The 23,913-nt window shown below is 71.5% G+C and carries 15 protein-coding genes; 6 read left to right on the top strand and 9 right to left on the bottom strand.

Features of this window, described 5'->3' with window-relative positions:
- Window positions 1-4 precede the first annotated feature (4 nt).
- The 5 genes from narH to ACFC1X_RS02125 all read right to left on the bottom strand — a co-directional run bounded on the left by narH (window position 5) and on the right by ACFC1X_RS02125 (window position 8,056).
- On the bottom strand, window positions 5-1,600 hold the full coding sequence (gene narH, locus ACFC1X_RS02105) for a nitrate reductase subunit beta (protein WP_376347949.1): 1,596 nt from the start codon (window positions 1,598-1,600) through the stop codon (window positions 5-7).
- A complete protein-coding gene (locus ACFC1X_RS02110) occupies window positions 1,600-5,295 on the bottom strand; it encodes a nitrate reductase subunit alpha (protein ID WP_376347951.1) in 3,696 nt (1,231 codons plus the stop codon). Before ACFC1X_RS02110 ends, narH begins: the two co-directional genes overlap by 1 nt.
- Before the next feature lie 110 nt (window positions 5,296-5,405).
- Window positions 5,406-6,221, bottom strand: a complete 816-nt coding sequence (locus tag ACFC1X_RS02115) for an SAM-dependent methyltransferase (RefSeq protein ID WP_376347953.1) — start codon at window positions 6,219-6,221, stop codon at window positions 5,406-5,408.
- Between the two features lie 57 nt (window positions 6,222-6,278).
- The gene (locus tag ACFC1X_RS02120) at window positions 6,279-7,142 is read right to left on the bottom strand and encodes a helix-turn-helix domain-containing protein (protein WP_376347955.1); all 864 of its coding nucleotides are present in this window, start codon (window positions 7,140-7,142) and stop codon (window positions 6,279-6,281) included.
- Window positions 7,143-7,228: 86 nt separating this feature from the next.
- Window positions 7,229-8,056, bottom strand: coding sequence for a helix-turn-helix domain-containing protein (locus ACFC1X_RS02125; protein WP_376347957.1), 828 nt, complete (start codon window positions 8,054-8,056; stop codon window positions 7,229-7,231).
- Between the two features lie 125 nt (window positions 8,057-8,181).
- On the opposite strand from ACFC1X_RS02125, the gene ACFC1X_RS02130 reads away from it, so the two are divergent.
- From ACFC1X_RS02130 to ACFC1X_RS02140, 3 genes are all read left to right on the top strand, one after another.
- Complete coding sequence (locus ACFC1X_RS02130) at window positions 8,182-8,487, top strand: 4a-hydroxytetrahydrobiopterin dehydratase (RefSeq protein ID WP_376347959.1); 306 nt, start codon at window positions 8,182-8,184, stop codon at window positions 8,485-8,487.
- Between the two features lie 4 nt (window positions 8,488-8,491).
- On the top strand, window positions 8,492-9,232 hold the full coding sequence (locus ACFC1X_RS02135) for a class I SAM-dependent methyltransferase (protein WP_376347961.1): 741 nt from the start codon (window positions 8,492-8,494) through the stop codon (window positions 9,230-9,232).
- Between the two features lie 76 nt (window positions 9,233-9,308).
- Window positions 9,309-11,183 (top strand): rhamnogalacturonan lyase, encoded by a 1,875-nt coding sequence (locus ACFC1X_RS02140; RefSeq protein WP_376347963.1) that lies wholly within the window; start codon window positions 9,309-9,311, stop codon window positions 11,181-11,183.
- Window positions 11,184-11,228: 45 nt separating this feature from the next.
- On the opposite strand, the gene ACFC1X_RS02145 is transcribed toward ACFC1X_RS02140, so the two are convergent.
- Complete coding sequence (locus tag ACFC1X_RS02145) at window positions 11,229-13,856, bottom strand: cellulose binding domain-containing protein (protein WP_376347965.1); 2,628 nt, start codon at window positions 13,854-13,856, stop codon at window positions 11,229-11,231.
- Between the two features lie 184 nt (window positions 13,857-14,040).
- A complete protein-coding gene (locus ACFC1X_RS02150) occupies window positions 14,041-16,962 on the bottom strand; it encodes a glycoside hydrolase family 48 protein (RefSeq protein ID WP_376347967.1) in 2,922 nt (973 codons plus the stop codon).
- A 513-nt stretch (window positions 16,963-17,475) separates the two neighbouring features.
- On the opposite strand from ACFC1X_RS02150, the gene ACFC1X_RS02155 reads away from it, so the two are divergent.
- The 3 genes from ACFC1X_RS02155 (at window position 17,476) to ACFC1X_RS02165 (ending at window position 21,090) form a co-directional block, all read left to right on the top strand.
- On the top strand, window positions 17,476-19,194 hold the full coding sequence (locus ACFC1X_RS02155) for a glycoside hydrolase family 6 protein (protein ID WP_376347969.1): 1,719 nt from the start codon (window positions 17,476-17,478) through the stop codon (window positions 19,192-19,194).
- Window positions 19,195-19,345: 151 nt separating this feature from the next.
- On the top strand, window positions 19,346-20,278 hold the full coding sequence (locus tag ACFC1X_RS02160; RefSeq protein ID WP_376347971.1) for a class I SAM-dependent methyltransferase: 933 nt from the start codon (window positions 19,346-19,348) through the stop codon (window positions 20,276-20,278).
- Between the two features lie 110 nt (window positions 20,279-20,388).
- Window positions 20,389-21,090 carry an SDR family oxidoreductase gene (locus ACFC1X_RS02165; RefSeq protein WP_376347973.1) on the top strand — a complete coding sequence of 234 codons (702 nt, stop codon included), beginning with the start codon at window positions 20,389-20,391 and terminating at the stop codon, window positions 21,088-21,090.
- A 70-nt stretch (window positions 21,091-21,160) separates the two neighbouring features.
- On the opposite strand, the gene ACFC1X_RS02170 is transcribed toward ACFC1X_RS02165, so the two are convergent.
- Entirely contained in the window at window positions 21,161-21,994 is an 834-nt protein-coding gene (locus ACFC1X_RS02170) for an aldo/keto reductase (protein WP_376347975.1), read from the bottom strand.
- An 83-nt stretch (window positions 21,995-22,077) separates the two neighbouring features.
- Entirely contained in the window at window positions 22,078-23,904 is a 1,827-nt protein-coding gene (locus ACFC1X_RS02175; RefSeq protein WP_376347977.1) for an AMP-dependent synthetase/ligase, read from the bottom strand.
- Between the last annotated feature and the right edge of the window lie 9 nt (window positions 23,905-23,913).

Genomic DNA, 23,913 nt, shown 5'->3' on the forward strand with positions numbered 1-23,913 from the left:
GGGATCAGGCCTCCCTCTCGTCGTCCGCGGTCTGCCGCCGGCGCAGGATGTGGAAGTTCTCCACCGGCACCAGCGGCAGCATCCTGCGTCCCGAGTCCTGGCCGAACGGCCCGTCGCCGCCCATGCCGGGCCCGCCCTCGGTGTCGAGGCTGCACGTGTCCGGCAGCGCCGACGCCTCCAGCCGGTGCGCGTCCCCGACGGCCGCCGTCGGGATCACGTACCGCTCCTCGTACTTGGCGAGCGCCAGCAGCCGGTACATGTCCTGGATCTCCTCCGGGCCCATGCCGACGCCCGCGCAGACCGCCGGGTCGGGGTCCTCGCCGAGGTTGACCGACCGCATGTGGGCGCGCATCGCCGCCAGCTTCTCCAGCGACGCCCGCACCGGGCCCACGTCCCCCGCGGTGAACAGCTCCGCCAGGTACTCCAGCGGGATGCGCAGGGTGTCGATCGCGCCGAACAGGTTGTCCGCGTCCTCGCCGTCGTGCCCGGTCTCCGTCAGCGCGTCCACCACCGGCGACAGCGGCGGGATGTACCAGACCATCGGCATGGTGCGGTACTCCGGATGCAGCGGCAGCGCCACCCGGTACCTGCTGACCAGCGCGTGCACGGGGGAGCGCCGGGCCGCCTCGATCCAGTCGTACGGGATCCCCGCCTCCTCGGCCGCCCGCCGCACCGCCGGGTCCTCCGGGTCGAGGAAGAGCCTCAACTGCGCCTCGTACAGGTCCTGTTCGTTCGGGGTCTCGGCGGCCTCGGTGACCTTGTCGGCGTCGTACAGCACCACCCCCAGGTACCGGAGCCGGCCCACGCAGGTCTCCGAGCAGACCGTCGGCTGGCCGATCTCGATGCGGGGATAGCAGAAGGTGCACTTCTCCGCCTTGCCGGTGCGGTGGTTGAAGTACACCTTCTTGTACGGGCAGCCGGTCACACACATCCGCCAGCCCCGGCAGCGGTCCTGGTCGACCAGGACGATGCCGTCCTCCGAGCGCTTGTACATCGCCCCGGACGGACAGGACGCCACGCACGACGGGTTGAGGCAGTGCTCGCAGATGCGCGGCAGGTAGAACATGAACGTCTCTTCGTACGCGAATCGCACCTTGTCCGACGCCTGTTGGCGGGTCCGCTCCACCATCGGGTCCAGGTCGCCGTAGGCGGGCGCGCCGCCCAGGTCGTCGTCCCAGTTCGAGGACCAGCCGATCTTCATCGGTTTGCCGTCGAGCTGCGAGACGGGCCGCGCGACCGGGTAGTCGTCGCCGAGCGGGGCGTCGGTGAGGTTCTTGTAGTCGTACGTCCAGGGCTCGTAGTAGTCCTTGATCTCCGGCAGCTTCGGGTTGGAGAAGATCCCGGCGAGCTTCTTGATCCGGCCGCCCGCCTTCAGCTTCAGCGCGCCGCGCCGGTTCAGTTCCCAGCCGCCGCGCCACCGCTCCTGGTCCTCGTAGCGGCGCGGGTAGCCCTGGCCGGGGCGGGTCTCGACGTTGTTGAACCAGACGTACTCCATGCCCCGCCGGTTGGTCCACGCCTGCTTGCAGGTGACCGAGCAGGTGTGGCAGCCGATGCACTTGTCGAGGTTCATGACCATCGCGATCTGGGCCATCGGGCGCATCAGTACTCGACCTCCTGGCTGCGGCGGCGGATGACCGTCACCTCGTCGCGCTGGTTGCCCGTCGGGCCGAGGTAGTTGAACGCCCAGGACAACTGGGCGTAGCCGCCGATGAGATGGGTCGGCTTGAGGAGCAGCCGGGTGAGCGAGTTGTGGACGCCGCCGCGCTTCCCGGTGGTCTCCGTGAGCGGCGTGTTCACCGTGCGCTCCTGGGCGTGGTGCATGTACACCGTGCCGGGCGGCATGCGGTGCGAGACGATCGCGCGGGCCACCACGACGCCGTTGCGGTTGACCGCCTCGATCCAGTCGTCGTCCGCGACCCCGATGGCGTCCGCGTCCTGCGGTGACATCCAGACGCACTGGCCGCCCCGGGACAGCGCCAGCATGAACAGGTTGTCCTGGTACTCGGAGTGGATGGACCACTTGTTGTGCGGGGTCAGGTAGCGGACCGTCACCTCGCGGTGGCCGTCCGGACCGAGCTGCGGTTCCCCGAACAGCCGGCTCATGTCCAGCGGCGGCCGGTACACCGGCAGCGCCTCGCCCAGCTCGTGCATCCAGTCGTGGTCGAGGAAGAAGTGCTGCCGTCCGGTGAGGGTGTGCCAGGGCTTGAGGTGCTCGGTGTTGAGCGTGAACGCCGTGTACCGGCGCCCGCCGGCCTCGCTGCCCGACCACTCCGGCGAGGTGATCACCGGCACGGGGGCCGCCTGCGTGTCCGCGTACGTGATCCGCTTGCCCTCGTGTTCGGCGGCGAGGTGCGCCATCTCCTGCCCGGTCTTCGCCTCCAGCGTGTGGAAGCCCTGGGTGGCCAGCCGCCCGTTGGTGGTGCCGGAGAGGGCCAGGACGGTGTTGGCCGCCTTGACCGCCGTGTCCAGCGCCGGGCGCCCGTCGGCCGGGCCGCCGCGCACCGCGCCGTTCATCAGCCGCAGCCGCTCCACCTCCTCGTCCGGCTTCAGCGTGATGCCCTTGGCGGGCAGACCCTTCGTCTCCACCAGCGGGCCGAGGGCCGCGAACTTCGCGCCGATCGCCGTGTAGTCGCGCTCCACCACGACCAGGTTCGGCATGGTCTTCCCGGGCTCCGGAGCGCACTCCCCGCTCCGCCAGTCCCGTACCACCCCGCCGGGCTGGGCGATCTCGCCCGGGGTGTCGTGCTGGAGCGGCGCCGCCACCAGGTCCTTGCGCACCCCGAGGTGCCCGGCGGCCAGCTCGCTCAGCTTCTCCGCGATCACCTTGAACGTGTCGAAGTCGGTGCGCGCCTGCCACGGCGGACTCACGGCCGGGGAGAAGGCGTGCACGTAGGGGTGCATGTCCGTGCTGGACAGGTCGTGCTTCTCGTACCAGGTCGCGGCGGGCAGCACCACGTCCGAGAGGAGCGTGGACGAGGTGTGCCGGAAGTCCAGCGACAGCAGCAGGTCGAGCTTGCCCTCGGGCGCCTCCTCGTGCCAGACGACGTCCCGCGGGCGCTCGCCGGGCGCGGCCTCCTCGGCGCGCAGCGAGGACTGGGTGCCCAGCAGGTGCTTGGTGAAGTACTCGGCGCCCTTGCCCGACGAACCGAGCAGGTTGGCCCGCCACAGGGTCACGATCCGCGGCCAGTTCTCCGGCGCGTCCGGGTCCTCGCACGCGAACTTCAGGGTGCCCGCCCGCAGTTCGGCCACCGCGTTCGCCACCGGGTCGCCGAAGGTCTCGCCCAGCTCCAGCGGGTTGCGGTCGAAGGTCGGGTAGGAGGGCATCCACCCCGTGCGCGCCGACAGGGCGAGGCAGTCCGCGCCCGTCATGCCGGAGAGCCGCCCCTCGCCGAGCGGCGAGGCCAGCACGTCCGCGCGGAACCGGTCGTAGCGCCACTGGTCGGTGTTGAGGTACCAGTACCCGGTGCCGATCATCTGCCTCGGCGGGCGCGACCAGTCCGACGCGGCGGCCAGCGTCGCCCAGCCGGTCACCGGACGGCACTTCTCCTGCCCGACGTAGTGCGCCCAGCCGCCGCCGTTGCGGCCCTGGCAGCCGGTGAGCTGGAGCAGGGCCAGGAAGGTCCGGTAGATCGTCTCGGAGTGGAACCAGTGGTTGGTGCCCGCGCCCATCAGGATCATGCAGCGGCCCTTGGACCGCTCCGCGGTCCGCGCGAACTCCCGCGCGATGCGCACACAGGCCGCCGCCGGGACCGAGGTGTGCGTCTCCTGCCAGGCCGGGGTGCCGGGCGCCGCCACGTCCTCGTACGACGCCGGCCAGTCGCCCGGCACCCCCGGCCGCGCCACCCCGTACTGGGCCAGCAGCAGGTCGAACACCGTCGTCACCAGCGGCCCGGTCGCCCCGCCGAGCCGGGTCGCCGGGACACCCCGCCGCAGCACGTCACCGCGCCCCTGCCCGTGCGCACCGCCCTCGGTGTCGAAGCGGGGGAGCAGCACCTCGACACCCGACGCCATCTCGTGTCCGTGCAGGCTCAGCCGGGGCCGCACGTCCCCCAGGTCGAGGTTCCAGCGGCCCTGGTCCGCCTCGTTCCAGCGGAAGCCGAGCGAGCCGTTCGGGACGACCGCCCGGCCCGTCGCCCCGTCCAGCACGACCGTCTTCCAGCGGGCGTCGTCGCCGCCCTGCCCCAGGTCGGCGGCGCGCAGGAACTTCGCCGGGACGTACGCCCCGTCCCGCTCGGTCAGCGTCACCAGGAACGGCAGGTCGGTGAAGCGCCGCACGTAGTCGTCGAAGAACGGGGTCTCACGGTCGACGAAGAACTCCTTGAGCACCACGTGCCCCATCGCCAGGGCCAGCGCGGCGTCCGTGCCCGGGTGCGGGTGCAGCCACTGGTCGGCGAACTTGGTGTTGTCGGCGTAGTCCGGCGACACCACCACGACCTTCTGGCCCCGGTAGCGGGCCTCCGCCATCCAGTGCGCGTCCGGCGTCCGGGTCACCGGCACGTTCGAACCCCACATGATGAGATACGCCGCGTCCCACCAGTCGCCCGACTCCGGCACGTCCGTCTGGTCGCCGAACACCTGCGGGGAGGCCACGGGCAGGTCGGCGTACCAGTCGTAGAACGACAGCATCGGCGCGCCGATGAGGGAGTGGAAGCGGGCGCCCGCCGCGTGCGACACCATCGACATCGCGGGGATGGGGGAGAAGCCCGCGATGCGGTCGGGGCCCTGGGTGCGGAGGGTGTGGACGTGGGCGGCGGCGATCATCTCGACCGCCTCGTCCCAGTCCGCCCGGACCAGCCCGCCCTTGCCCCGCGCCCGCTGGTAGCGCCGCCGCCGCTCGGGGTCGCCCTGGATATCGGCCCAGGCCAGCACCGGGTCCTTCAAGCGCCCCTTCGCCTCCCGGTACATCTCCAGGAGCACCCCGCGCACGTACGGGTAGCGCACCCGCGTCGGCGAGTACGTGTACCAGGAGAACGCCGCCCCCCGCGGGCAGCCGCGCGGCTCGTACTCGGGGCGGTCCGGGCCGACCGACGGATAGTCCGTGGCCTGCGTCTCCCACGTGATGATGCCGTCCTTGACGAACACGTTCCAGCGGCACGAGCCCGTGCAGTTCACGCCGTGCGTGGAGGTCACGACCTTGTCGTGGCTCCAGCGGTCCCGGTAGAAGGCGTCCGCCTCCCGGCCGCCGACCAGCCCGATGCTGTGCAGGTCGGGTGCGGCGGTCCCCGGCCGGAAGAACCGTCCCGCGCGCAGCAGCGCCGCGCCCGGCTCGGTGGGCGGTATCCGCGTGTCGGTCACGTGCGCTCCCTTGGTCGCCCTGGTTCTCGAACCTAGGGGCGGGCACGGGAGCGCACCCGTTCGCGGGGCCCGTACGGGTCAGCGCGGGCGCCCGGTGTCCGGCGTCCGGGTCAGGGCTTGCGCGCGACCCCCGCGTAGACCGGCACGATGCCCTCCGCCTGGGCGGCCACGTCCTCCGGGTCCGGCCGCCATCCGGTGACCGGGATGATGCCGGGGCCCAGCAGCTCCAGGCCGTCGAAGAAGCGGGCGAACTCGGTGAGCGAGCGCGGGTGGAACGGCGTGCCGCTGCGGGTGAACAGAGCGGCGGCCCGGCCCACCGCCTCGGGGTTCAGATCGGGCGTGACCTGCGACAGCACCAGGTAGCTGCCCGGGGCGAGGGCGTCGACGTACCGCCCGAGGAGTCCGTGCACGTCGTCGCCGTCGACCGCGTCGCCGAGGTAGTGCGTCAGCGCCACCAGCGACAGCGCCACCGGACGGCCGAAGTCCAGGCTCTCGCCCGCCAGCCGCAGGATCAGGTCAGGATCCCGGACGTCGGCGTGCACGTACTCCGTGGAGCCCTGCGCCGAGCCGTGCAGCAGCGCCTCCGCGTGCCGCAGGACGATCGGGTCGTTGTCGGCGTACACGACCCGCGACTCGGGGGCCACCGCCTGCGCCACCTGGTGCAGGTTCGGCTCGGTCGGGATGCCGGTGCCGATGTCCAGGAACTGCCGGATCCCGGCCTCGGCGAGGGTGCGGACCGCCCGGTGCATGAACCGGCGGTTGGCGCGCGCGCCGCGCACCGCCGTGCCGTCCGCGGCGAGGATCCTGCGGGCCAGCTCCTCGTCCACCGGGTAGTTGTCCTTGCCGCCCAGCCACCAGTCGTAGACGCGCGCCGGGTGCGGCCGGCTGGTGTCGATGGGGGCGGCGGTGCCGTCGAATCCGGTCATGCCGTGTCGTCTCCTGGGAGCCTCGGGCCTCGGGCCTCGGTGGTGGGGTTCGCCGGGTCAGTAGTTCTCGCGGTACTCGCGCAGGACCTTCTCGGTGCGCTGGGTCGACGCGGCACGCGCCGTCATGTGGTCCAGGACCTCCAGGTGCGCCGAGACCTCGGGCCGGGAGTCCAGGTACAGGGCGCCGGTCAGATACTCGGTGAAGACCATGTCGGGCAGCTCCGGCTCCGCGAACCGGAACAGGGTGAACGGCGCGTACGTCCCCGGGTGCGGCCCGTCCTCGAACTCGGCGACCTGGAGCGTCACCCGGTCCCGGGACGCGAACTCCAGCAGCTTGTCCAGCTGTTCGCGCATCACCCGGCCGTGCACGCTGACCGGGCGCCGCAGCACCGTCTCGTCCATCACCACCCACAGGTGCGGCGGGTCCGCGCGCTCCAGCAGCCGCTGCCGCTCCATCCGCAGGGACACGTGCCGCTCCACGGCGTCACCGCCCGCGTTGCCGATCGTCCCGGCCTCCAGGACCGAGCGCGCGTAGTCCTCGGTCTGGAGCAGCCCCGGGACGAAGTGCGGCTCGTAGGAGCGCACGATCCGCGCGGCGCCCTCCAGGCTCACGTACATGCTGAACCAGTCCGGCAGCACGTCGTGGTACCGCTGCCACCAGCCCGGCTGGTTGGCCTCCTCGGCGAGCGTGACGAACGCGGCGACCTCGTCGGAGGCGACCCCGTACGTCGTCAGCAGGATCTGGACATACGGTATCTTCAGCGAGACCTCGGCCATCTCCATGCGCCGCACCGTGGCCGGGGCCACGCGGAGCACCTTGGCGGCCTCCTCGCGTCTGAGGCCCGCGGTCTCCCGCAGTTCCTGCAACCGTCTGCCGAGGACCACCTGGCCCACGGTGGGTGCGGCCCGTCGCTCACTCACGCCACGCCTCCCCAACGCGCCCAAGTCACACCGCAGTCTGTCATGTACCCCCGCCGCTCTCACAGGGGTGTCGGCGATCAACCTTGTCAGGACAGCAGAGTGTGCAGGTACTTGACCGTCGCCGGGTCGGCCGGCAGCAGCGTCTCGATGGCCAGCTCGGCCACCGTCACGTCCATCGGAGTGTTGAAGGTGGAGATGGACGAGATGAACGACAGGGTCCGGCCCTCGTGCTCGATCCGCATCGGCAGCGCGAAGTACGGCACCGCTTCGTCCGGCTCCCCGTCCGGCGCGATCTCCGGCGCGGTGTCCGGCACCGGATAGGCCGCCACCTCGTCGTACAGCGCGCGCAGCGGCTCCGAGCGCTGCAGGGCGATCTGCCGCTCCATCTGCTCCAGCAGGTGCCCGCGCCACTGGCGCAGGTTGCGGATGCGCGGTGCCAGTCCCTCCGGGTGCAGGGTCAGCCGCATCGCGTTCAGCGGCGGCGCGAGCAGATGCTCGGCGACGCCGTCCATCAGCATCGCCACGCCCCGGTTGGCCGCCAGCACCTGGTACGTCCCGTCGACGACCAGCGCCGGATACGGCTCGTAGCCCCGGATCAGCCGCTCCATGCCCTCGCGCAGGGCGCCCAGCGCCGGGTCGTCCAGCGGGGTCTCCGGGTAGTGCGGGGCGTAACCGGCCGCGAGCAGCAGGGCGTTGCGCTCGCGCACGGGGACGTCCAGGTGCTCGGCGAGGCGCAGCACCATCTCCTCGCTCGGCCGGGAGCGGCCCGTCTCGACGAAGCTGATGTGCCGGGCGGAGGAGTCGGCGCGCAGGGCCAGCTCCAGCTGGCTGACCCGCCGCCGTTCCCGCCAGGACCGGAGCAGCGGACCCACGCCCTGGGCGGCGGGGACGGTGCCGGACGTGGGTGCGGTCATGGGCCGAACGGTAGTCGACGGCGGGCCGCGGCGGGACCGGCCGGCCCTCCTGACCAGGGCCCCGGCGGAAGCGATGTGGCAGGCTGAAGACCGGTTACCCGACGCCCAGGACAGGAGCGTGGCACATGCCCGTCGAACCGCTGTCACGGCAGGAGATCGAAGAGCGGCTGGCCGGGCTGCCCGGCTGGACGCTGGAGGACGGCCGCCTCACCCGTGCCTACCGGCTCGGCTCGCACTTCGCGGCGACCGCCATGGTCGTGCACATCGCCCAGGTGCAGGAGGAACTCGACCACCACTCCGACCTCACCCTCGGCTACAACACCGTGTCCCTCGCGGTGCACACGCACAGCGCGGGCGGCGCCGTCACCGCGAAGGACATCGAGCTGGCCCGCAGGGTGGAGGATCTGGCCGCCGGTCACGGGGCACACTGACGGTGTGCTCGACTACGACAAGGAAGCGGAGCGGTACGATGCGGCCCGCGGCGGCGAGCCCCGGGCCGAGGCCGCCGCACGGGCCGTACTGAGCCTCGTGCCGCCAGGGGCGCGCAGCCTGCTCGACGTCGCCTGCGGCACCGGCATCGTCACCCGGCGGCTGGCGGCCGCGCCGGGTGCCCCGCGGGTGACCGGCGCGGACCTCGCCCCCGCCATGGCCCGGCGGGCCGCGGCCCGGCTGCCCGGTGCCGTCGTGCTCGCCGACAGCCGCCGGCTGCCGTTCCGCGACGGCGGGTTCGACGCCGTCACCAGTGTGTGGCTGCTGCACCTGGCGGGGAGCGCCGGGGACGTGCGGGCGATCGTCGGCGAGTGCGCCCGCGTCCTGCGGCCCGGCGGGGTGTACGTGACCACCGTCGACAAGGGTGCCTCGCACAACGTGGGCAGTGACATCGATGCCGTGCTCGCGGCCCGCCCGCCCAGCACCGCGCACGACGCCGTCGCCCTCGTCGAGGCGCACGCCCGCGCGCACGGCCTGGTCCCGGCCGGGGAGGCCCGCTTCACCGGCCACGGTCAGGGCCGCAGCCCCCGCCGTACTGTCGCCGACCTGCGGCGCGGCTGGTTCGTCACGCTGCCGCCCGGCGACCCGCGCGCGGAGCACTTCGCCACCCGGCTGGCGGCCCTGCCGGATCAGGACCGGCCCCGGCCCGACCCCGTCTTCACCCTCCGGGCGTTCGTGAAGTCGTAGGCGGGGGGCGGCAACCCGGCCCTCCCGGGCGGCGACCGAGAGGCGGAACCCATCCGTCCTCCAGGAGGTCCGTCCCGTGAGGCACCCCCACACGTACCGCAGACGCCCGCTCGCCCTGGCCGCCGCCCTCGCCGCCGCGGGGCTGGTCGGCGCGGGCCCGACGACGCTCGCCCCCGACACCGCCCTGGCCGCCACGGCACGGCAGGTCGAGGCCCTCGACCGGGGCGTGGTCAGCGTCCACACCGGCGACGGCAATCTGGTCGGCTGGCGCTGGCTGGGCACCGACCCGGACGACGTCGCGTTCAACGTCTACCGGGCCGGCACCAAGGTCAACGCCGGCCCTGTCACCGGCTCCACCACCTTCTTCCACGCCGGCGCCCCGTCCCACGCCGACTACACCGTCCGCGCCGTCGTCGACGGCACCGAGCAGGGCGACTCCGTCCACGCCGTCCAGTTCCGGGCCGGCTACAAGGACGTGCCGATCAGTCCGCCCGCCGGCGGCACGACACCCGACGGCGTCTCCTACACCTACGAGGCCAACGACGCCTCCGTCGGCGACCTCGACGGCGACGGCGCGCTCGACCTCGTCCTCAAGTGGCAGCCGGCCAACGCCAAGGACAACTCCCAGTCCGGGTACACGGGCAACACGATCGTCGACGGCATACGGCTGGACGGCACCCGGCTGTGGCGCGTCGACCTCGGCCGCAACATCCGCTCGGGCGCCCACTACACCCAGTTCCAGGTGTACGACTACGACGGCGACGGCAGGGCCGAGGTGGCGATGAAGACCGCCGACGGCACCCGGGACGGCACCGGCGCGGTCGTCGGCAGCCCCTCGGCCGACCACCGCAACTCCTCCGGCTACGTCCTGTCCGGCCCCGAGTACCTGACGATGTTCGACGGCCGGACCGGCAGGGCCATGGGGACCGTCGACTACGTCCCCGCCCGGGGCAACGTCTCCTCCTGGGGCGACTCCTACGGCAACCGCGTCGACCGCTTCCTGGCGGGCACCGCGTACCTGGACGGCTCCCGGCCCTCCCTGATCATGGCGCGCGGCTACTACACGCGCTCCGTGATCGCGGCCTGGGACTGGCGGAACGGGCGGTTCACCCGCCGCTGGACCTTCGACACCAACTCCTCCACCAACACCGGCAAGGGCTACGACGGCCAGGGCAACCACCAGCTCTCCGTCGCGGACGTCGACGGCGACGGCAGGGACGAGATCGTCTACGGCGCGATGGCCGTCGACGACAACGGCAACGCCCTGTGGACCACGAGGAACGGCCACGGCGACGCCATGCACGTCGGCGACCTCGACCCGTCCCGCGCGGGCCTGGAGGAGTTCAAGGTCGACGAGGACACCTCGAAGCCCTCGTCCTGGATGGCGGACGCGCGCACCGGCCGGATCATCTGGTCCACCGGCGCGGGCGGCGACAACGGCCGGGGCGTCGCCGGGGACATCTGGTCCGGCAGCGCGGGCGCCGAGTCCTGGTCCTCCGCCGAGAGCGGCATCCGCGACCCCAGGGGCACGGTCGTGAACGGCCGCAAGCCCTCCAGCGCCAACTTCCTGTCCTGGTGGGACGGCGACCCGGTCCGCGAACTCCTCGACGGCACCCACGTCGACAAGTACGGCACCTCCGGCGACACCCGCCTGCTCACCGGCTCCGGCGTCGCGTCCAACAACGGCACCAAGGCCACCCCGGTCCTCGCGGGCGACCTCCTCGGCGACTGGCGCGAGGAGGTCGTCTGGCGCACGTCGGACAACGCGGCCCTGCGCGTCTACTCCACCCCGTACGACACCGACACCCGCATCACGACCCTCCTCCACGACACCCAGTACCGCACGGCCCTGGCCTGGCAAAATACGGCTTACAACCAGCCGCCGCACCCGAGCTTCTTCCTCGGCGACGGCATGCCGACGGCGCCGAGGCCGGCGGTCTACACCCCGTGAACAACGGTGGGGTGGGCGCCCTCGGACACCCGCCCCACCGTCGGCTCAGCCGGTCGCGCAGCTCCGGCCGGCCATCCCGAACGCGGTCGGTTCCGCGTTGGTCCCCGACCCCTCGCCCGTGAAGCCGAAGCTCACCGAGGCGTCGGGGGCGACGCGGGCGTTCCAGCCGACGTTCTTCGCCGTCACCGTGGTGCCCGCCCGGGTGTGCTCGGCGTTCCACATCCGGGACACCCGCCGGCCGCCCGCGAACGTCCAGTCGAGGGACCAGCCGTTCCAGGCCGCCGTGCCGGTGTTGGTGAGCCGGACGTCCGCCTGGAAGCCGCCGGGCCACTGGTTCGTGACCCTGTACGTCACCTCGCAGGCTCCGGTGGGCGTCGGGTCGGGGCCGGGGTCGGTGCCGCCGTCGCCCGCCGTGTCGCCGTACACGATCCCCCGGCCGTTGGTCGCCACGTACACCCGGCCGTACACCCGCGGATCCCCGGTGATGGCCGCGCCCGTCCAGCCCCACTGGTGCGCGTCGTCGTTGACCCGGGTCCAGCTCGCTCCCGCGTCGGTGGAGCGGAAGATGCCGCGGACGCCGCCGATCTCCGCACTGGAGTAGAGGGTCTGGTAGGACGCGCCCGGGGCCGCCTTGCCGAAGCCGATGGTGTCGGCCGCGTCGACGCCGGACAGCCTGGTGAAGGTGGTGCCGCCGTCCGTCGAGTGCCACAGGCCGTACGGGCCGTCCGCCGCCCCGCCCGCCAGCCAGACGTCGCCCTCGCCGCCGGGCAGCGCCTTGAAGCGGACGCTGTCACCGGAGGGCAGGCCGGTCGCCGGTGAGGCGGTGAAGGTCGCGCCGCCGTCCGTGCTGACGTAGAACGTCCCGGACTTGAAGCCGTAGAAGGTGTGCGGGTCGACGCGGTCGGACTCGACGACCGCCCCCGCCGGGATGCCGCTCGACGCCTGCCAGGACGTGCCGAAGCCCGTCGTGTGGTGCACGCCGGCACCCTGCGGGCTCCACACGAAGCGGCCGCCGTCCGCGCCCGCCGCGACCGTCCCGCCGCCGCTCACCCCCGCCGGGTCGGTTCCGCCGAACCAGTTGGCGCCGTTGTCCGTGGAGAACGCGATGTGCGGGCCGGAGTCGAGGTTGCCGGCCCGGACGACCGTGTCCGGGTTCGACTCCGCGAAGTCGAGGCTCGTGGTGGAGGTAAAGTTGGGGGAGGTGTACATCATCGACGGGACCTCGGTCAGGCTGGTGTGCCGGAAGCCGCCGATGTCGCCGAGCGCGCTGAGCAGCGGGGCGCCGGACGGGGGAGCGGCCAGGTCGTTGACCGCCGTCTCCTCCAGGCCGCGCACCATCGGCTCGATGGCGAAGGTGCCGCCCTCGTCGTCCCAGTTCGTGAGGTTCTCGGTGCCGTAGATCGTGGCGCCCGTGCCGTACATCATCCGGTCCGGGTCGAACGGGTCGATCTCCAGCGCCTCCGTCATCCAGCCCAGCTTCGGGGTCTGCTCGGGCGGAGCCGGGTTCGCGCCCCAGGTGAGCCACGGGGAGGAGGAGACGTCCATCGTGTAGCGGTTCTCGCGGGTCGGGTACGACGTGTAGTCCCACGCCTGCGTCCAGGTCGCGCCGCTGTCCGTCGAGCGGAAGATCTGCGTGTCCGGCCACCAGGAGCTGTACGCCGTCGCCATGACCGTCCCCGGGTTCTGCCGGTCGACGGTCAGGCCGCTGAACCCGAAGTAGGTGTCCGCCTCCGCGACCGGGCTGATGTCCGTCCAGGTGCCCGTCGCCGTGGCGTACCGGTACAGCCGCCCCTTGCCGCCGTCGTACGGCCCGCCCGTGTCGCTGTAGGCCAGGTACAGGTAGCCGTTCTCCGCGTCCAGGACGCCCTTGTGGGCCAGGTAGCCCGTGGGCTGCCCGGCGACCCGCTCCCAGGTCGCGCCCGCGTCCGTGGAGCGGTAGACGGCGTTCTCCTTGTCGGCGACGCCGACGTAGATCGTCTCCGTGGCCGTGCCCGCGCCGCCCGTCGACTCGTCGAAGGTGACCCAGGTGATGCCCTGGTTGTCGGAGGCGTAGCCGGACGTGTCGCTCGGGTCCTGCGCGTAGTTGCCGGGGTTCGGGAAGGCCGTCACCTCGGACCAGGTCACGCCAGCGTCGGTCGACCGCCACAGTCCGTGGCCGCTGGGCGCGCCCAAGTAGAGCACGTCGTTGTCGTGCGGATCGACGGCCAAACGCTCACCCATGCCCCGGCCCGGCATGTTGCCGCCCAGCTTGAACGGCAGGTCCGTCTTCGCCCAGGTCGCGCCCCGGTCGGCGGAGCGGAGCACCGCGCCGTTGCCCGGGTCCCAGTCGTTGGTGTAGGTGCCGACCGCCGCGTACACCCGGTCGGGGTCGACGGAGTCGGAGGCGATACTGGCCACGCCCGTGTGGCCCCAGTCGTCCCAGCCGACGTGGTCGAGGAGCGGCGTCCAGGTGCGGGACGACTCCTGCCAGCGGTAGGCGCCGCCGATGTCGGTACGGGCGTAGGCCAGGTCCTTCTCGGTGCGGTTGAAGACGATGCCGGGGACGAATCCGCCGCCGTCGATCCGGGCGTTCTTCCAGGTGTAGGTCTCGGCGGCCCGCGCGGTGGGCGGGCCGACCGCCAGGAGACCGGCCGCGAGCGCCAGCAGAACGGTGACGATCCTGGTTCTTCGCACGGTGGGGAACCGTCCTTCCATCAGGAGCAGAACACACACGAACACCGGACGACCCTCGCCATGAACGAGGGCCGCCCGGCAGTTGGAGCCGTAAGGCGCCCCAAAGGGGCGCGGGGAACTGCGCGACCAGCCACAACGGACCCGCAGCCAAAAACCGCCCAACCCGCGGAGCGCCCCGCGGGGGCTATTCCAGAAGCTCCGCGTACGAACCCATGGCGAGGGCGATGTCCGCCTGGGCCCAGAACCGGTGGTACGTGAACGTGGGCGCGGCACCGCCCGCGAGATAGTCCTCGATCTTCGACCAGGCCGGGTCGTCCTGGTAGAAGGAGCGGATCGAGGCGAACGTCGACGACGCGTCGATCGTGTCGCCGTTCGGCATGGTCCCGGTCCAGCCGTTCGGGACGTACACCGGGTCGTCGAAGCGGTTGTAGTCGGCGCGGGTCTCCGGGACGGCGATGCCGAGCGCGTCCTGGTTGTTCTCCCACATGCCGTCGAGCAGCGCCTTGGCGGTCGCGGCCGCCTCCGTGTCGCCCGAGCGGTCGGCGTAGTACGTCAGGGTCTTGGCGTACGCCGCCGCCACACCGACATCGTTGGTGTAGTCCGAGACGGTGACGTGCAGGTCGCCGTTGTCACCCGGGGAGGACGCGTTCCAGGTGTCGGGCTGCCCCGACCACCGCATCGTCGAGGGGATCCGGAAGGTGCCGTCCGGGTTGACCGTCGTCTCCGACAGCGCCCAGTCGACCCACTTGTCCAGGACCTCCTTCGCCGCCGCGTCGCCGCTCTGCTGGTAGTACTCGGCGACCCGCTCCATGGACCACGCCTGGAAGCCGAACCACTGGTTGGACGGCGGGTCATGGTACACCGGCTTCTCGTCGTAGTACATGCCGTAGAAGGTCGGCGTACCGGCCGGCGGTGTCGCGTACCGGCCCGCCCAGCTGTTGGTCGCGCCGCCCGCGATGGCACCCTCGTCGGACTGCAGCCAGCGGTAGAACTCCACTTGCCGGTCGAGGGACTTGGCCCAGTCGGAGGCACCGGTGGCCGACTTGGGCTTCAGGTCGGCGTAGGTGCTCAGCGCGTACGCGGCCAGCGGGTTCTGGTAGCCGCCGTGGGTGTGGCTGGAGCCGATGCGCCAGGCCCAGCCCGCCGAGGTGTCCACCGCGCCGCCCCAGGCGTAGTACCAGGACAGCAGGTAGTGCGAGGAGTCCTTGCCGGTGCCGGCCGGGCAGCTCGACGGCCCCACGCAGTTGCCGACCTTCTTGAAGTACTTGTCGAACATGGCGTAGCGCAGGTAGTCGCCCATCTTCGCGGCCTTGTCCAGGGTCCCGGCGATCTCGTCGCCCTTGCCCTGCTCCTCGGCCCAGACGTCCGCCCAGTACGCGGCCTGCACGGCCCGCGCGTCGGCGTCCGGGGCGTTGGTGAACTTCCACTGCTTCGCGTAGGACGCGTCGCCGGTGAACAGGTCCAGGTAGCCGTTCGGGCCGCCGTACTTGAAGGCGTCGCAGGTCGGCTGCGGCACCGTCTCCCACACCGACTCCTGCGCGCCGCGCTGGAAGGTATTGATGTAGGAGGGACCGGTGTCCGTCGGACCCGCCTCGCACTTGCCCGGCGAGTTGCCGTAGCCGTAGGTGTTGTCGACGTCCTGGAGCCAGTGCATGCCGTAGACGTCGTCGGTGCCGTACGCCGACTTCAGCTCGCCGGCGATCGGGTCCGGACCGACGGAGACCGCGCCGTCCAGGGGCGCCGGATACTCGTTCGGCGTGTCCAGTTCGGGGGCGTAGGTCGCCGGCTTCGAGGCGTTGTAGGCCGAGTTGGTCGGCTGGTCGGCGTGGGTGGGGATCATGTACGTCTCCATGATCTCCCAGGCGTTGTTGAACCTCGACCAGTCGCCGGTCACCTTGCCGTACATGGCCTGGAGCCACAGCAGGTAGCTGTACGCCTCGGAGGTCGTCTCGTGGCCGTGGTCGGGCGCCTCGACGATCAGCGTCTCGACCGAGTGGTACGGGATTCCCTCGGGGGAGAAGTAGCCGTTCGCCGGGTCGGTGATCTTCCCGTACAGCTCCAGGAAGCGGGCGTCGTAGTCCTTCGCCGCGGCCAGCTGGGTCACGGTGACCGCGGCCTTTCCGTGGCCGGGGGCCGTCGACTCGAAGACCGCCGAGCCGCTGCCGGAGGCGTCCGCGGAGACGGTCACCCGCTGGGCGGTGTCCCAGTTCGACGGGGTGAAGGTGAGACTCGCCCCACCGGTCAGCGAGAGCCCCGTGTTGCCGCTCGCGCGGGACGTCGTGACGGTGACACTGGCGGCCGGCTGCTTCGACAGCTTGACCTCGTACGTCCCCGACTCGCCCTGCTGGACGCCGAGTTGGCCGGGTGAGGCGACCACGGTCGGTCCCGAGGCGACCGTGATGCCGACCGGCGTCGAACTGCCGGAGGCGCCCATGCTGTCGTACGCCTTCGCCACCAGGGAATGACTGCCCACGGTCAACCCGGAGGCCGAGTGCGTGTAGGGCGCGCTGGTGTCGGTGCCGAGCAGGGTGGTGTCGTCGTAGAACTCCACCTTGGTGACGCCGGCGCCGTCGGCCGCGGCGGCCGTGGCCGCGAGCGGCACCGCCTCGCCCTGCGAGTACACCGCGCCCGCCTCCGGGCTGGTCAGCACCGTGATCGGCGGCTGGTGCGCGCCGGCGCAGGAGGTGCCGTTGACCGCGAAGTTCGTGGGTGCCGTGTTGGTGCCGCTGTACGTGAACTGCCCCCCGGTGGTGACGGCGGCCCCGGCGGCGACCCGCCCGTTGAACGAGGCGTTCCTGACCGTGACGTTCCGGCCCGACTGGGACCAGGTGCCGTTCCAGCCGTTGCTCAGCTTCTGGTCGCCCGCGTAGGCGTACGTCAGCGTCCAGCCGTCGATGGCGTCGGTGCCGCGGTTGGTGAGCGTCAGCTCCGCGGTGAAGCCCGAGCCCCAGTCGTTCGTCCGGTAGTCCACGCTGCACTGAAGTGCCGCCGCCTGGGCGGGAGTCGAACCGGTGCTCAGCATCGTGAGGGGTAGTGCGAGGGCCGCCAGCGCGGCGGTCCACAGCCGCCGCGCGGTGCGGCGTCTGCGTCTGTGTCGGGGGTGCATGGTGCTGGTTCCTCCTTGCGGCTCGGGGAGGGGTGGGGGAGGAGCAACAAGCCTTGAACCAGTGGGAGCGCTCCCATAGTGGAGAGAGGGGCAACGGCGGTCAAGATGCGTGAAGAGTCGAAAAGATTCGACAGGGTGTGCGGAGAGAAAGTCGGCAACTCCTCTGTTCTTTGCCGTCACTTGGCGCTACCTTCGCTGAACCAGTGGGAGCGGTTCCATCAGTCGGCGCGACCGTCACGGCGTGCCCGAGCTGCAAGGAGTCGCTCATGCGACACCCCCCGCTCCACCTTCCGCGTTCAGGACTTTTAGCCGCGGCTGAGGCCTGTCCTCCCACGCGCCTTCGGCCGGCCCGCCGGCCCGCACCCACCCCGGGCTCCCGCACCGTGCCCGCGGGCCGTTCCTGACCTTCGATCACGACGGCACCCCCATGCCGATCGGCAGCGGACCGCGCCGACGGACGCGCGGCCCCGGACGACAGCACCCGCACCCCCACGAAAGAAGGAACCCGCACTCATGACCCGTACCAGAACCGCGATGCTCGCTGCCCTGACGCTGGTCGCCGGCGCCTCCGGCACGGCGCTGGCCGCCCACTCCGCGAGCGCCGGAGCCGCGGCCGCCGCCTGCACCGTCGACTACAAGGTGCAGAACGACTGGGGAAGCGGCTTCACCGCCGCCGTGACCGTCACCAACAACGGTGCCGCCACCTCGAACTGGTCGCTGGGCTGGACCTACGCCGGCAGCCAGAAGGTCACAGGCGGCTGGAACGCGAAGGTCAGCCAGAGCGGTGCCGCCGTCACCGCGGCCAACGAGTCGTACAACGGCACCCTCGCCACGGGCGGTTCGGCCAGCTTCGGCTTCCAGGCCACCTACAGCGGCGCCAACGCGGTCCCGGCCACCTTCACCCTCAACGGCGTGACCTGCAACGCCGACGGCGGTCCGACCGACCCGACGGACCCGACGGACCCGCCGGAGACGGGCGACCGGGTGGACAACCCCTATGACGGCGCCGAGGTCTACGTGAACCCCGAGTGGTCCGCGAAGGCCGCCGCAGAACCGGGCGGCTCCCGGATCGCGAACCAGCCCACCGGTGTGTGGCTCGACCGGATCGCCGCCATCAACGGTGTGAACGGCGGTATGGGTCTGCGCGATCACCTCGACGAGGCGCTGACGCAGAAGGGCTCCGGCGAACTCGCCGTCCAGCTCGTCATCTACAACCTGCCCGGTCGCGACTGCGCCGCCCTCGCCTCCAACGGCGAACTGGGCCCGACGGAGATCGACAAGTACAAGACGCAGTACATCGACCCGATCGCCGAGATCCTCGCCGACCCGAAGTACGCGGGCCTCAGGATCGTCACCACGGTCGAGATCGACTCGCTGCCCAACCTCGTCACCAACGTCAGCGGCCGGCCGACCGCCACGCCGAACTGCGACGTGATGAAGGCCAACGGCAACTACCAGAAGGGCGTCGGATACGCCCTGAACAAGCTCGGCGACATTGGCAACGTCTACAACTACGTCGACGCCGGCCACCACGGCTGGCTCGGCTGGGACGACAACTTCGGTGCCTCCGCGGACATGTTCAAGACCGCCGCCACCACCGAGGGGGCGACCGTCGCCGACGTGCACGGCTTCATCGTCAACACCGCCAACTACAGCGCCCTCAAGGAGGAGAACTTCAAGATCGAGGACTCCGTGAACGGAACCTCCGTGCGGCAGTCCAAGTGGGTCGACTGGAACCGCTACACCGACGAGCTGTCCTACGCCCAGGCCATGCGCGCCAAGCTGGTCTCGATCGGCTTCGACCAGAACCTCGGCATGCTGATCGACACCTCCCGCAACGGCTGGGGCGGCACCGCCCGGCCCACCGGACCGGGCGCGACCACCAACGTGGACACCTATGTGAACGGCGGACGCTACGACCGCCGTATCCACCTCGGGAACTGGTGCAACCAGTCCGGAGCCGGCCTCGGCGAACGTCCCCAGGCGAGCCCCGCGGCCGGGATCGACGCGTACGTCTGGATGAAGCCCCCGGGCGAGTCCGACGGAGCGAGCAAGGAGATCCCGAACGACGAGGGCAAGGGCTTCGACCGGATGTGCGACCCCACCTACGAGGGCAACGCGCGCAACGGCAACAACCCCTCGGGCGCGCTGCCGAACGCCCCGGTCTCCGGGCACTGGTTCTCCGCGCAGTTCCAGGAGCTGATGAAGAACGCCTACCCGCCGCTGTCGTGAGCGGCTTCCCCCGCGGGTGAGTCACCGGGGTCCGGTCCTTGCGGGCCGGGCCCCGGCGGCCTCCCGTTTTTTGCGGGACCGGCAACGTTGTTTGCCCGGGCGGGGTGAGTCGTCGCACCCTGAGGTCACCGCGAACGGGAGGCTGACCAGCATGGCGCACGACCACCACCACGACGAGCACGGTTCCGCGCACGGGCACGGGCACGGGCACGGCCACGGCCACGGAACCGGGCACGACCACACCGACCTGGACTGGGCCGAGATGGCCCCGCTCCTCGAGGCGCAGGCCGAGCTGTACACGCCGCTGTACCGGCAGGCCATGAGCTGGCTGGCACGGGAGGTGACCGACCCCGGCCTGGTCGTCGACGTCGGCAGCGGACCGGGCGTCGTCTCCTGCCTGTTCGCCGACACCTTCCCCGGCGCCCGCGTCGTCGCCGCCGACGGCGCCGGTCCGCTGCTGGAACGGGCCCGGGACCGGGCCGCCCGGCTCGGTGTCGCCGACCGCTTCGGCACCCTCACCGGCGACCTGCCCGGCGCCCTGGGCGAGCTGGAGTACCCCGCCGACCTGATGTGGGCCAGCCAGAGCCTGCACCACCTCGGGGACCAGCGGGCCGCCCTCGCCGCCCTCGGCGGGCATCTCGCGCCCGGCGGCACGCTCGCGATCCTGGAGGGCGGCCTGCCCGCCCGGTTCCTGCCCCGCGACATCGGGTTCGGGCGTCCCGGCCTCCAGGCCAGGATCCACGCCGTGGAGGAGGACTTCTTCGCGGAGATGCGCGCGAGCCTGCCCGGCTCCGTGCCCGAGACCGAGGACTGGCCCGCGCTGCTGACCGCCGCCGGCCTCAAGCCCACCGGCACCCGCAGCTTCCTCCTTGACCTGCCCGCGCCCGTCTCCGACGCGGCCCGCGCCTACGCCGCCTCCTCCCTCTCCCGGCTGCGCGAGCGGATCGGCGACGGTCTGGACGCCGTGGACCGGGACACCCTGGACCGGCTGCTCGACCCCGGGGACGAGGGGAGCGTGCACCGGCGGCAGGACGTGTTCGTGCTGGTGGCGCACACGGTGTACACGGCGGTACGGCCGGTCTGAACGGCCGCCGTGCCGGGCCCTTGACTTCGAGAGCGCTCCAAGTGATGGACTCCCCTCCGTCCGGAAGAGGTGCCTGCACAGACACACAGGCACAGACACAGGGGGGAACCATGGCCGACGCACCGGTCGCGCTCATCACCGGCGGCGGCAGCGGTATCGGAGCCGCCGTCGCCCGGCGGCTGCTGGACGCGGGGCACCGGGTGGCCGTCACCGGGCGCGGGGAGGCGAGGCTGCGCGCGTTCGCCGGCGAACTCGGCGATCCCGAGGGCCTGCTGACCCTGGTCGGCAACGCCGCCGACCACACCCAGGTGGCCTCCGCCGTCGAAGCGACGCTCAAGGAGTTCGGCCGCCTCGACACGGTGGTCGCCAACGCCGGGTTCGCCACCCACGACTCGGTGGCCGAGGGCGACCCGGCGGGCTGGACGGAGATGGTGCTGACCAACGTGCTGGGACCGGCGCTGCTGATCAGGGCGTCGATCGACGCCCTGAAGGCGACGCGCGGGCGGATCGTGCTGGTCGGCAGCGTCGCCGGGTTCGTGAACACGCCGGGCAACATCTACGGCGCCACGAAGTGGGCGGTGACCGGTCTCGCCGAGAACACCCGTAGGGAGGTCACCCAGTGGGGTGTCGGCGTGACCCTGATCGCGCCGGGCCGGGTGGAGACCCCGTTCTGGGAGGCGACCGGCGGTCTACCGCCCGGCGACCTGCTCACCGCCGACCAGATCGCCGACTCGATCGTCTGGGCCACCACCCAGCCGGCCGGCGTCGACGTCAACACGGTGGTCGTACGGCCGCTGGGACAGCCCAACTGACAGGAGAGGAGGGGCCCGGCCGGGCCCCTCCTCTCGTGCCTGACTCTCGTGCCTGACGCTCAGACGGTGCTCAGGAGTTGACCTCCGCCGGGTCCGAACCCAGACGCCGGTCCTCGTTCAGCGCGCTGATCGCCGCCAGGTCCTCGGTGTCCAGGGTGAAGCCGAACACGTCGATGTTCTCCTTGATCCGCGACGGCGTCACGGACTTCGGGATCACCACGTTGCCGAGCTGGAGGTGCCAGCGCAGCACGACCTGGGCCGGGGTGCGGTTGTGCTTCTGGGCGATGGCCACAATCGCCGGGATCTCCAGGATCCCCTTGCCGGAGCCGAGCGGGGACCACGCCTCGGTGGCGATGCCCTGCTCCGCGTGGACCTCGCGGGAGGCGTGCTGCTGGAGGTGCGGGTGCAGCTCGATCTGGTTGACGGCCGGGACGACCGACGTCTCGCCGGTCAGCCGCTCCAGGTGCTCCGGCAGGAAGTTGGAGACGCCGATGGCCCGCACCCGCCCGTCGGCGAGCAGCTTCTCGAACGCCTTGTACGTGTCGACATACCGCTCCTTGGCCGGCATGGGCCAGTGGATCAGGTAGAGGTCCAGGTACTCCAGGCCCAGCTTCGCCAGTGAGGCGTCGAAGGCGCGGAGGGTCGTGTCGTACCCCTGGTCGCTGTTCCAGAGCTTGGTGGTGACGAAGAGATCCTCGCGGGCCACGCCGGAGGCGGCGAGCGCCCTGCCGGTGCCCTCTTCATTGCCGTAGATCGCCGCTGTGTCGATGCTGCGGTACCCGGCCTCCAGCGCCTGGACCACCGCGGTCTCTGCCTCGTCGTCCGGCACCTGCCAGACGCCGAAGCCCAGCTGGGGCATCTCGACGCCGTTGTTCAGGATGATCGGGGGGACCTTGCTGCTCACGAGCTCTTGATCCTTCGGTTGTGGTCAGGTGGTACTCATATCGTCAACGATCACGAGCCCTTACGCATTCCTGACCGTGGAACTCACGCCGTGTAAAGCGCCGCGACCTCGGCACCGTAGGCCTTCTCGATGGCCTTGCGCTTCAGCTTCAGCGAAGGCGTCAGCAGGCCGTGCTCCTCGGTGAACGGCTGGGCGAGGATGCGGAAGGTGCGGATCGACTCGGCCTGCGACACGAGCGTGTTGGCCGCGACGACCGCGCGCCGCACCTCCGTCTCCAGGTCGGAGTCGTGCACCAGGTCGGCCGGGGGCATCTGCGGCTTGTTCCGCATCGCCAGCCAGTGCTCGACGGCCTCCTGGTCCAGGGTGATGAGGGCGGCGACGTAGGGCCGGTCGTTGCCGACGACGATGCACTGGTTGATCAGCGGGTGGTCCCGCACGCGCTCCTCCAGCAGCCCCGGGGAGACGCTCTTGCCGCCGGAGGTCACCAGGATCTCCTTCTTGCGGCCGGTGATGGTGAGGTAGCCGTCCTCGTCCAGGGCGCCCAGGTCGCCGGTGGCCAGCCATCCGTCGTGCAGGGTCTCGTCGGTGGCCTTCGGGTTGTTGAGGTAGCCCTGGAAGACGTTCTCGCCGTTCAGCCAGATCTCGCCGTCGTCCGCGATGTGCACGGTGACGCCGGGGACGGGGCGGCCGACCGTGCCGTAGCGGGTCCGCTCGGGCGGGTTGGCGGTGGCGGCCGCCGTGGACTCGGTCAGGCCGTAGCCCTCGTAGATCTGCACGCCCGCGCCAGCGAAGAAGAGCCCCAGCCGCCGGTCCATCGCCGAGCCGCCCGACATGGCGTTGCGGATGCGTCCGCCCATCGCCGCCCGCACCTTGGTGTAGACGAGCTTGTCGAACAGCTGGTGCTGCATACGCAGTCCCGCCGACGGTCCCGGCCCGGTGCCCCAGGCCTTCGCCTCCACCGCCTCGGCGTACTTGACGGCCACGTCGACGGCCTTCTCGAAGGGGCCGCCCCTGCCCTCCTTCTCGGCCTTGCGCCGGGCCGCGTTGAACACCTTCTCGAAGATGTACGGCACGGCCAGGATGAAGGTGGGTCTGAACGCCGCCAGGTCGGGCAGCAGGGCCGCGGCGTTCAGCTGGGGCTGGTGGCCGAAGCGGACCTTGCCGCGGATCGCCGCGACCTCCACCATCCGGCCGAAGACGTGGGCGAGCGGCAGGAACAGCAGCGTCGCCGCCTCGTCTCCCTTCTTGGAGTGGAACACCGGCTCCCACCGCTCGATGACGGTGTCCGCCTCCCACATGAAGTTGCCGTGCGAGATGACACAGCCCTTGGGCCGTCCGGTGGTGCCGGAGGTGTAGATGATGGTGGCGACCGAGTCGGGCGTGACCGCCTTGCGGTGCCGGTGGACCACCTCGTCGTCGAGGTGCGCCCCCGCGTCGTACAGCTCCTGGACGGCGCCCGAGTCGAGCTGCCACAGGCCGCGCAGGTGCGGCAGCCGGTCGATGACGGTGGCGATCGTCATCGCGTGGTCCTCGTGCTCCACGACCGCGGCCGTCACCTCGGCGTCGTACAGCATCCACATGCACTGGTCGGCCGAGGAGGTCGGGTAGATGGGCACGACCTGGGCGCCGATCGTCCACAGGGCGAAGTCGAACAGTGTCCACTCGTAGCGGGTGCGGGACATGATGGCGACCCGGTCGCCGAAGCGGATGCCCTGGGCGAGCAGGCCCTTGGCGAGCGCCAGCACCTCGTCGCGGAACGCGCCGGCGGTGACGTCCCGCCACTGCCCGGCCGCGTCCTTGCGGCCCAGCGCGATGTGCTCCGGATCCTCCTGGGCATGCTGGAAGACGACGTCGGCCAGACCGCCCACCGGTGGTGCCGACGTCAAGGGAGGACTGGTGAACTCACGCAAACCCCGCTC

Source organism: Streptomyces sp. NPDC056128, assembly GCF_042263835.1.
Lineage (GTDB): Bacteria > Actinomycetota > Actinomycetes > Streptomycetales > Streptomycetaceae > Streptomyces.

Bases quoted from the DNA above. Each gene is read 5' to 3' on its own strand.
- ACFC1X_RS02165 (WP_376347973.1), top strand. From the start codon at position 20,389: ATGGCCGACGCACCGGTCGCGCTCATCACCGGCGGCGGCAGCGGTATC.
- ACFC1X_RS02125 (WP_376347957.1), bottom strand. From the start codon at position 8,056: ATGACCGCACCCACGTCCGGCACCGTCCCCGCCGCCCAGGGCGTGGGT.
- ACFC1X_RS02115 (WP_376347953.1), bottom strand. From the start codon at position 6,221: ATGACCGGATTCGACGGCACCGCCGCCCCCATCGACACCAGCCGGCCG.
- narH (WP_376347949.1), bottom strand. From the start codon at position 1,600: ATGCGCCCGATGGCCCAGATCGCGATGGTCATGAACCTCGACAAGTGC.
- ACFC1X_RS02160 (WP_376347971.1), top strand. From the start codon at position 19,346: ATGGCGCACGACCACCACCACGACGAGCACGGTTCCGCGCACGGGCAC.
- ACFC1X_RS02155 (WP_376347969.1), top strand. From the start codon at position 17,476: ATGACCCGTACCAGAACCGCGATGCTCGCTGCCCTGACGCTGGTCGCC.
- ACFC1X_RS02130 (WP_376347959.1), top strand. From the start codon at position 8,182: ATGCCCGTCGAACCGCTGTCACGGCAGGAGATCGAAGAGCGGCTGGCC.
- ACFC1X_RS02150 (WP_376347967.1), bottom strand. From the start codon at position 16,962: ATGCACCCCCGACACAGACGCAGACGCCGCACCGCGCGGCGGCTGTGG.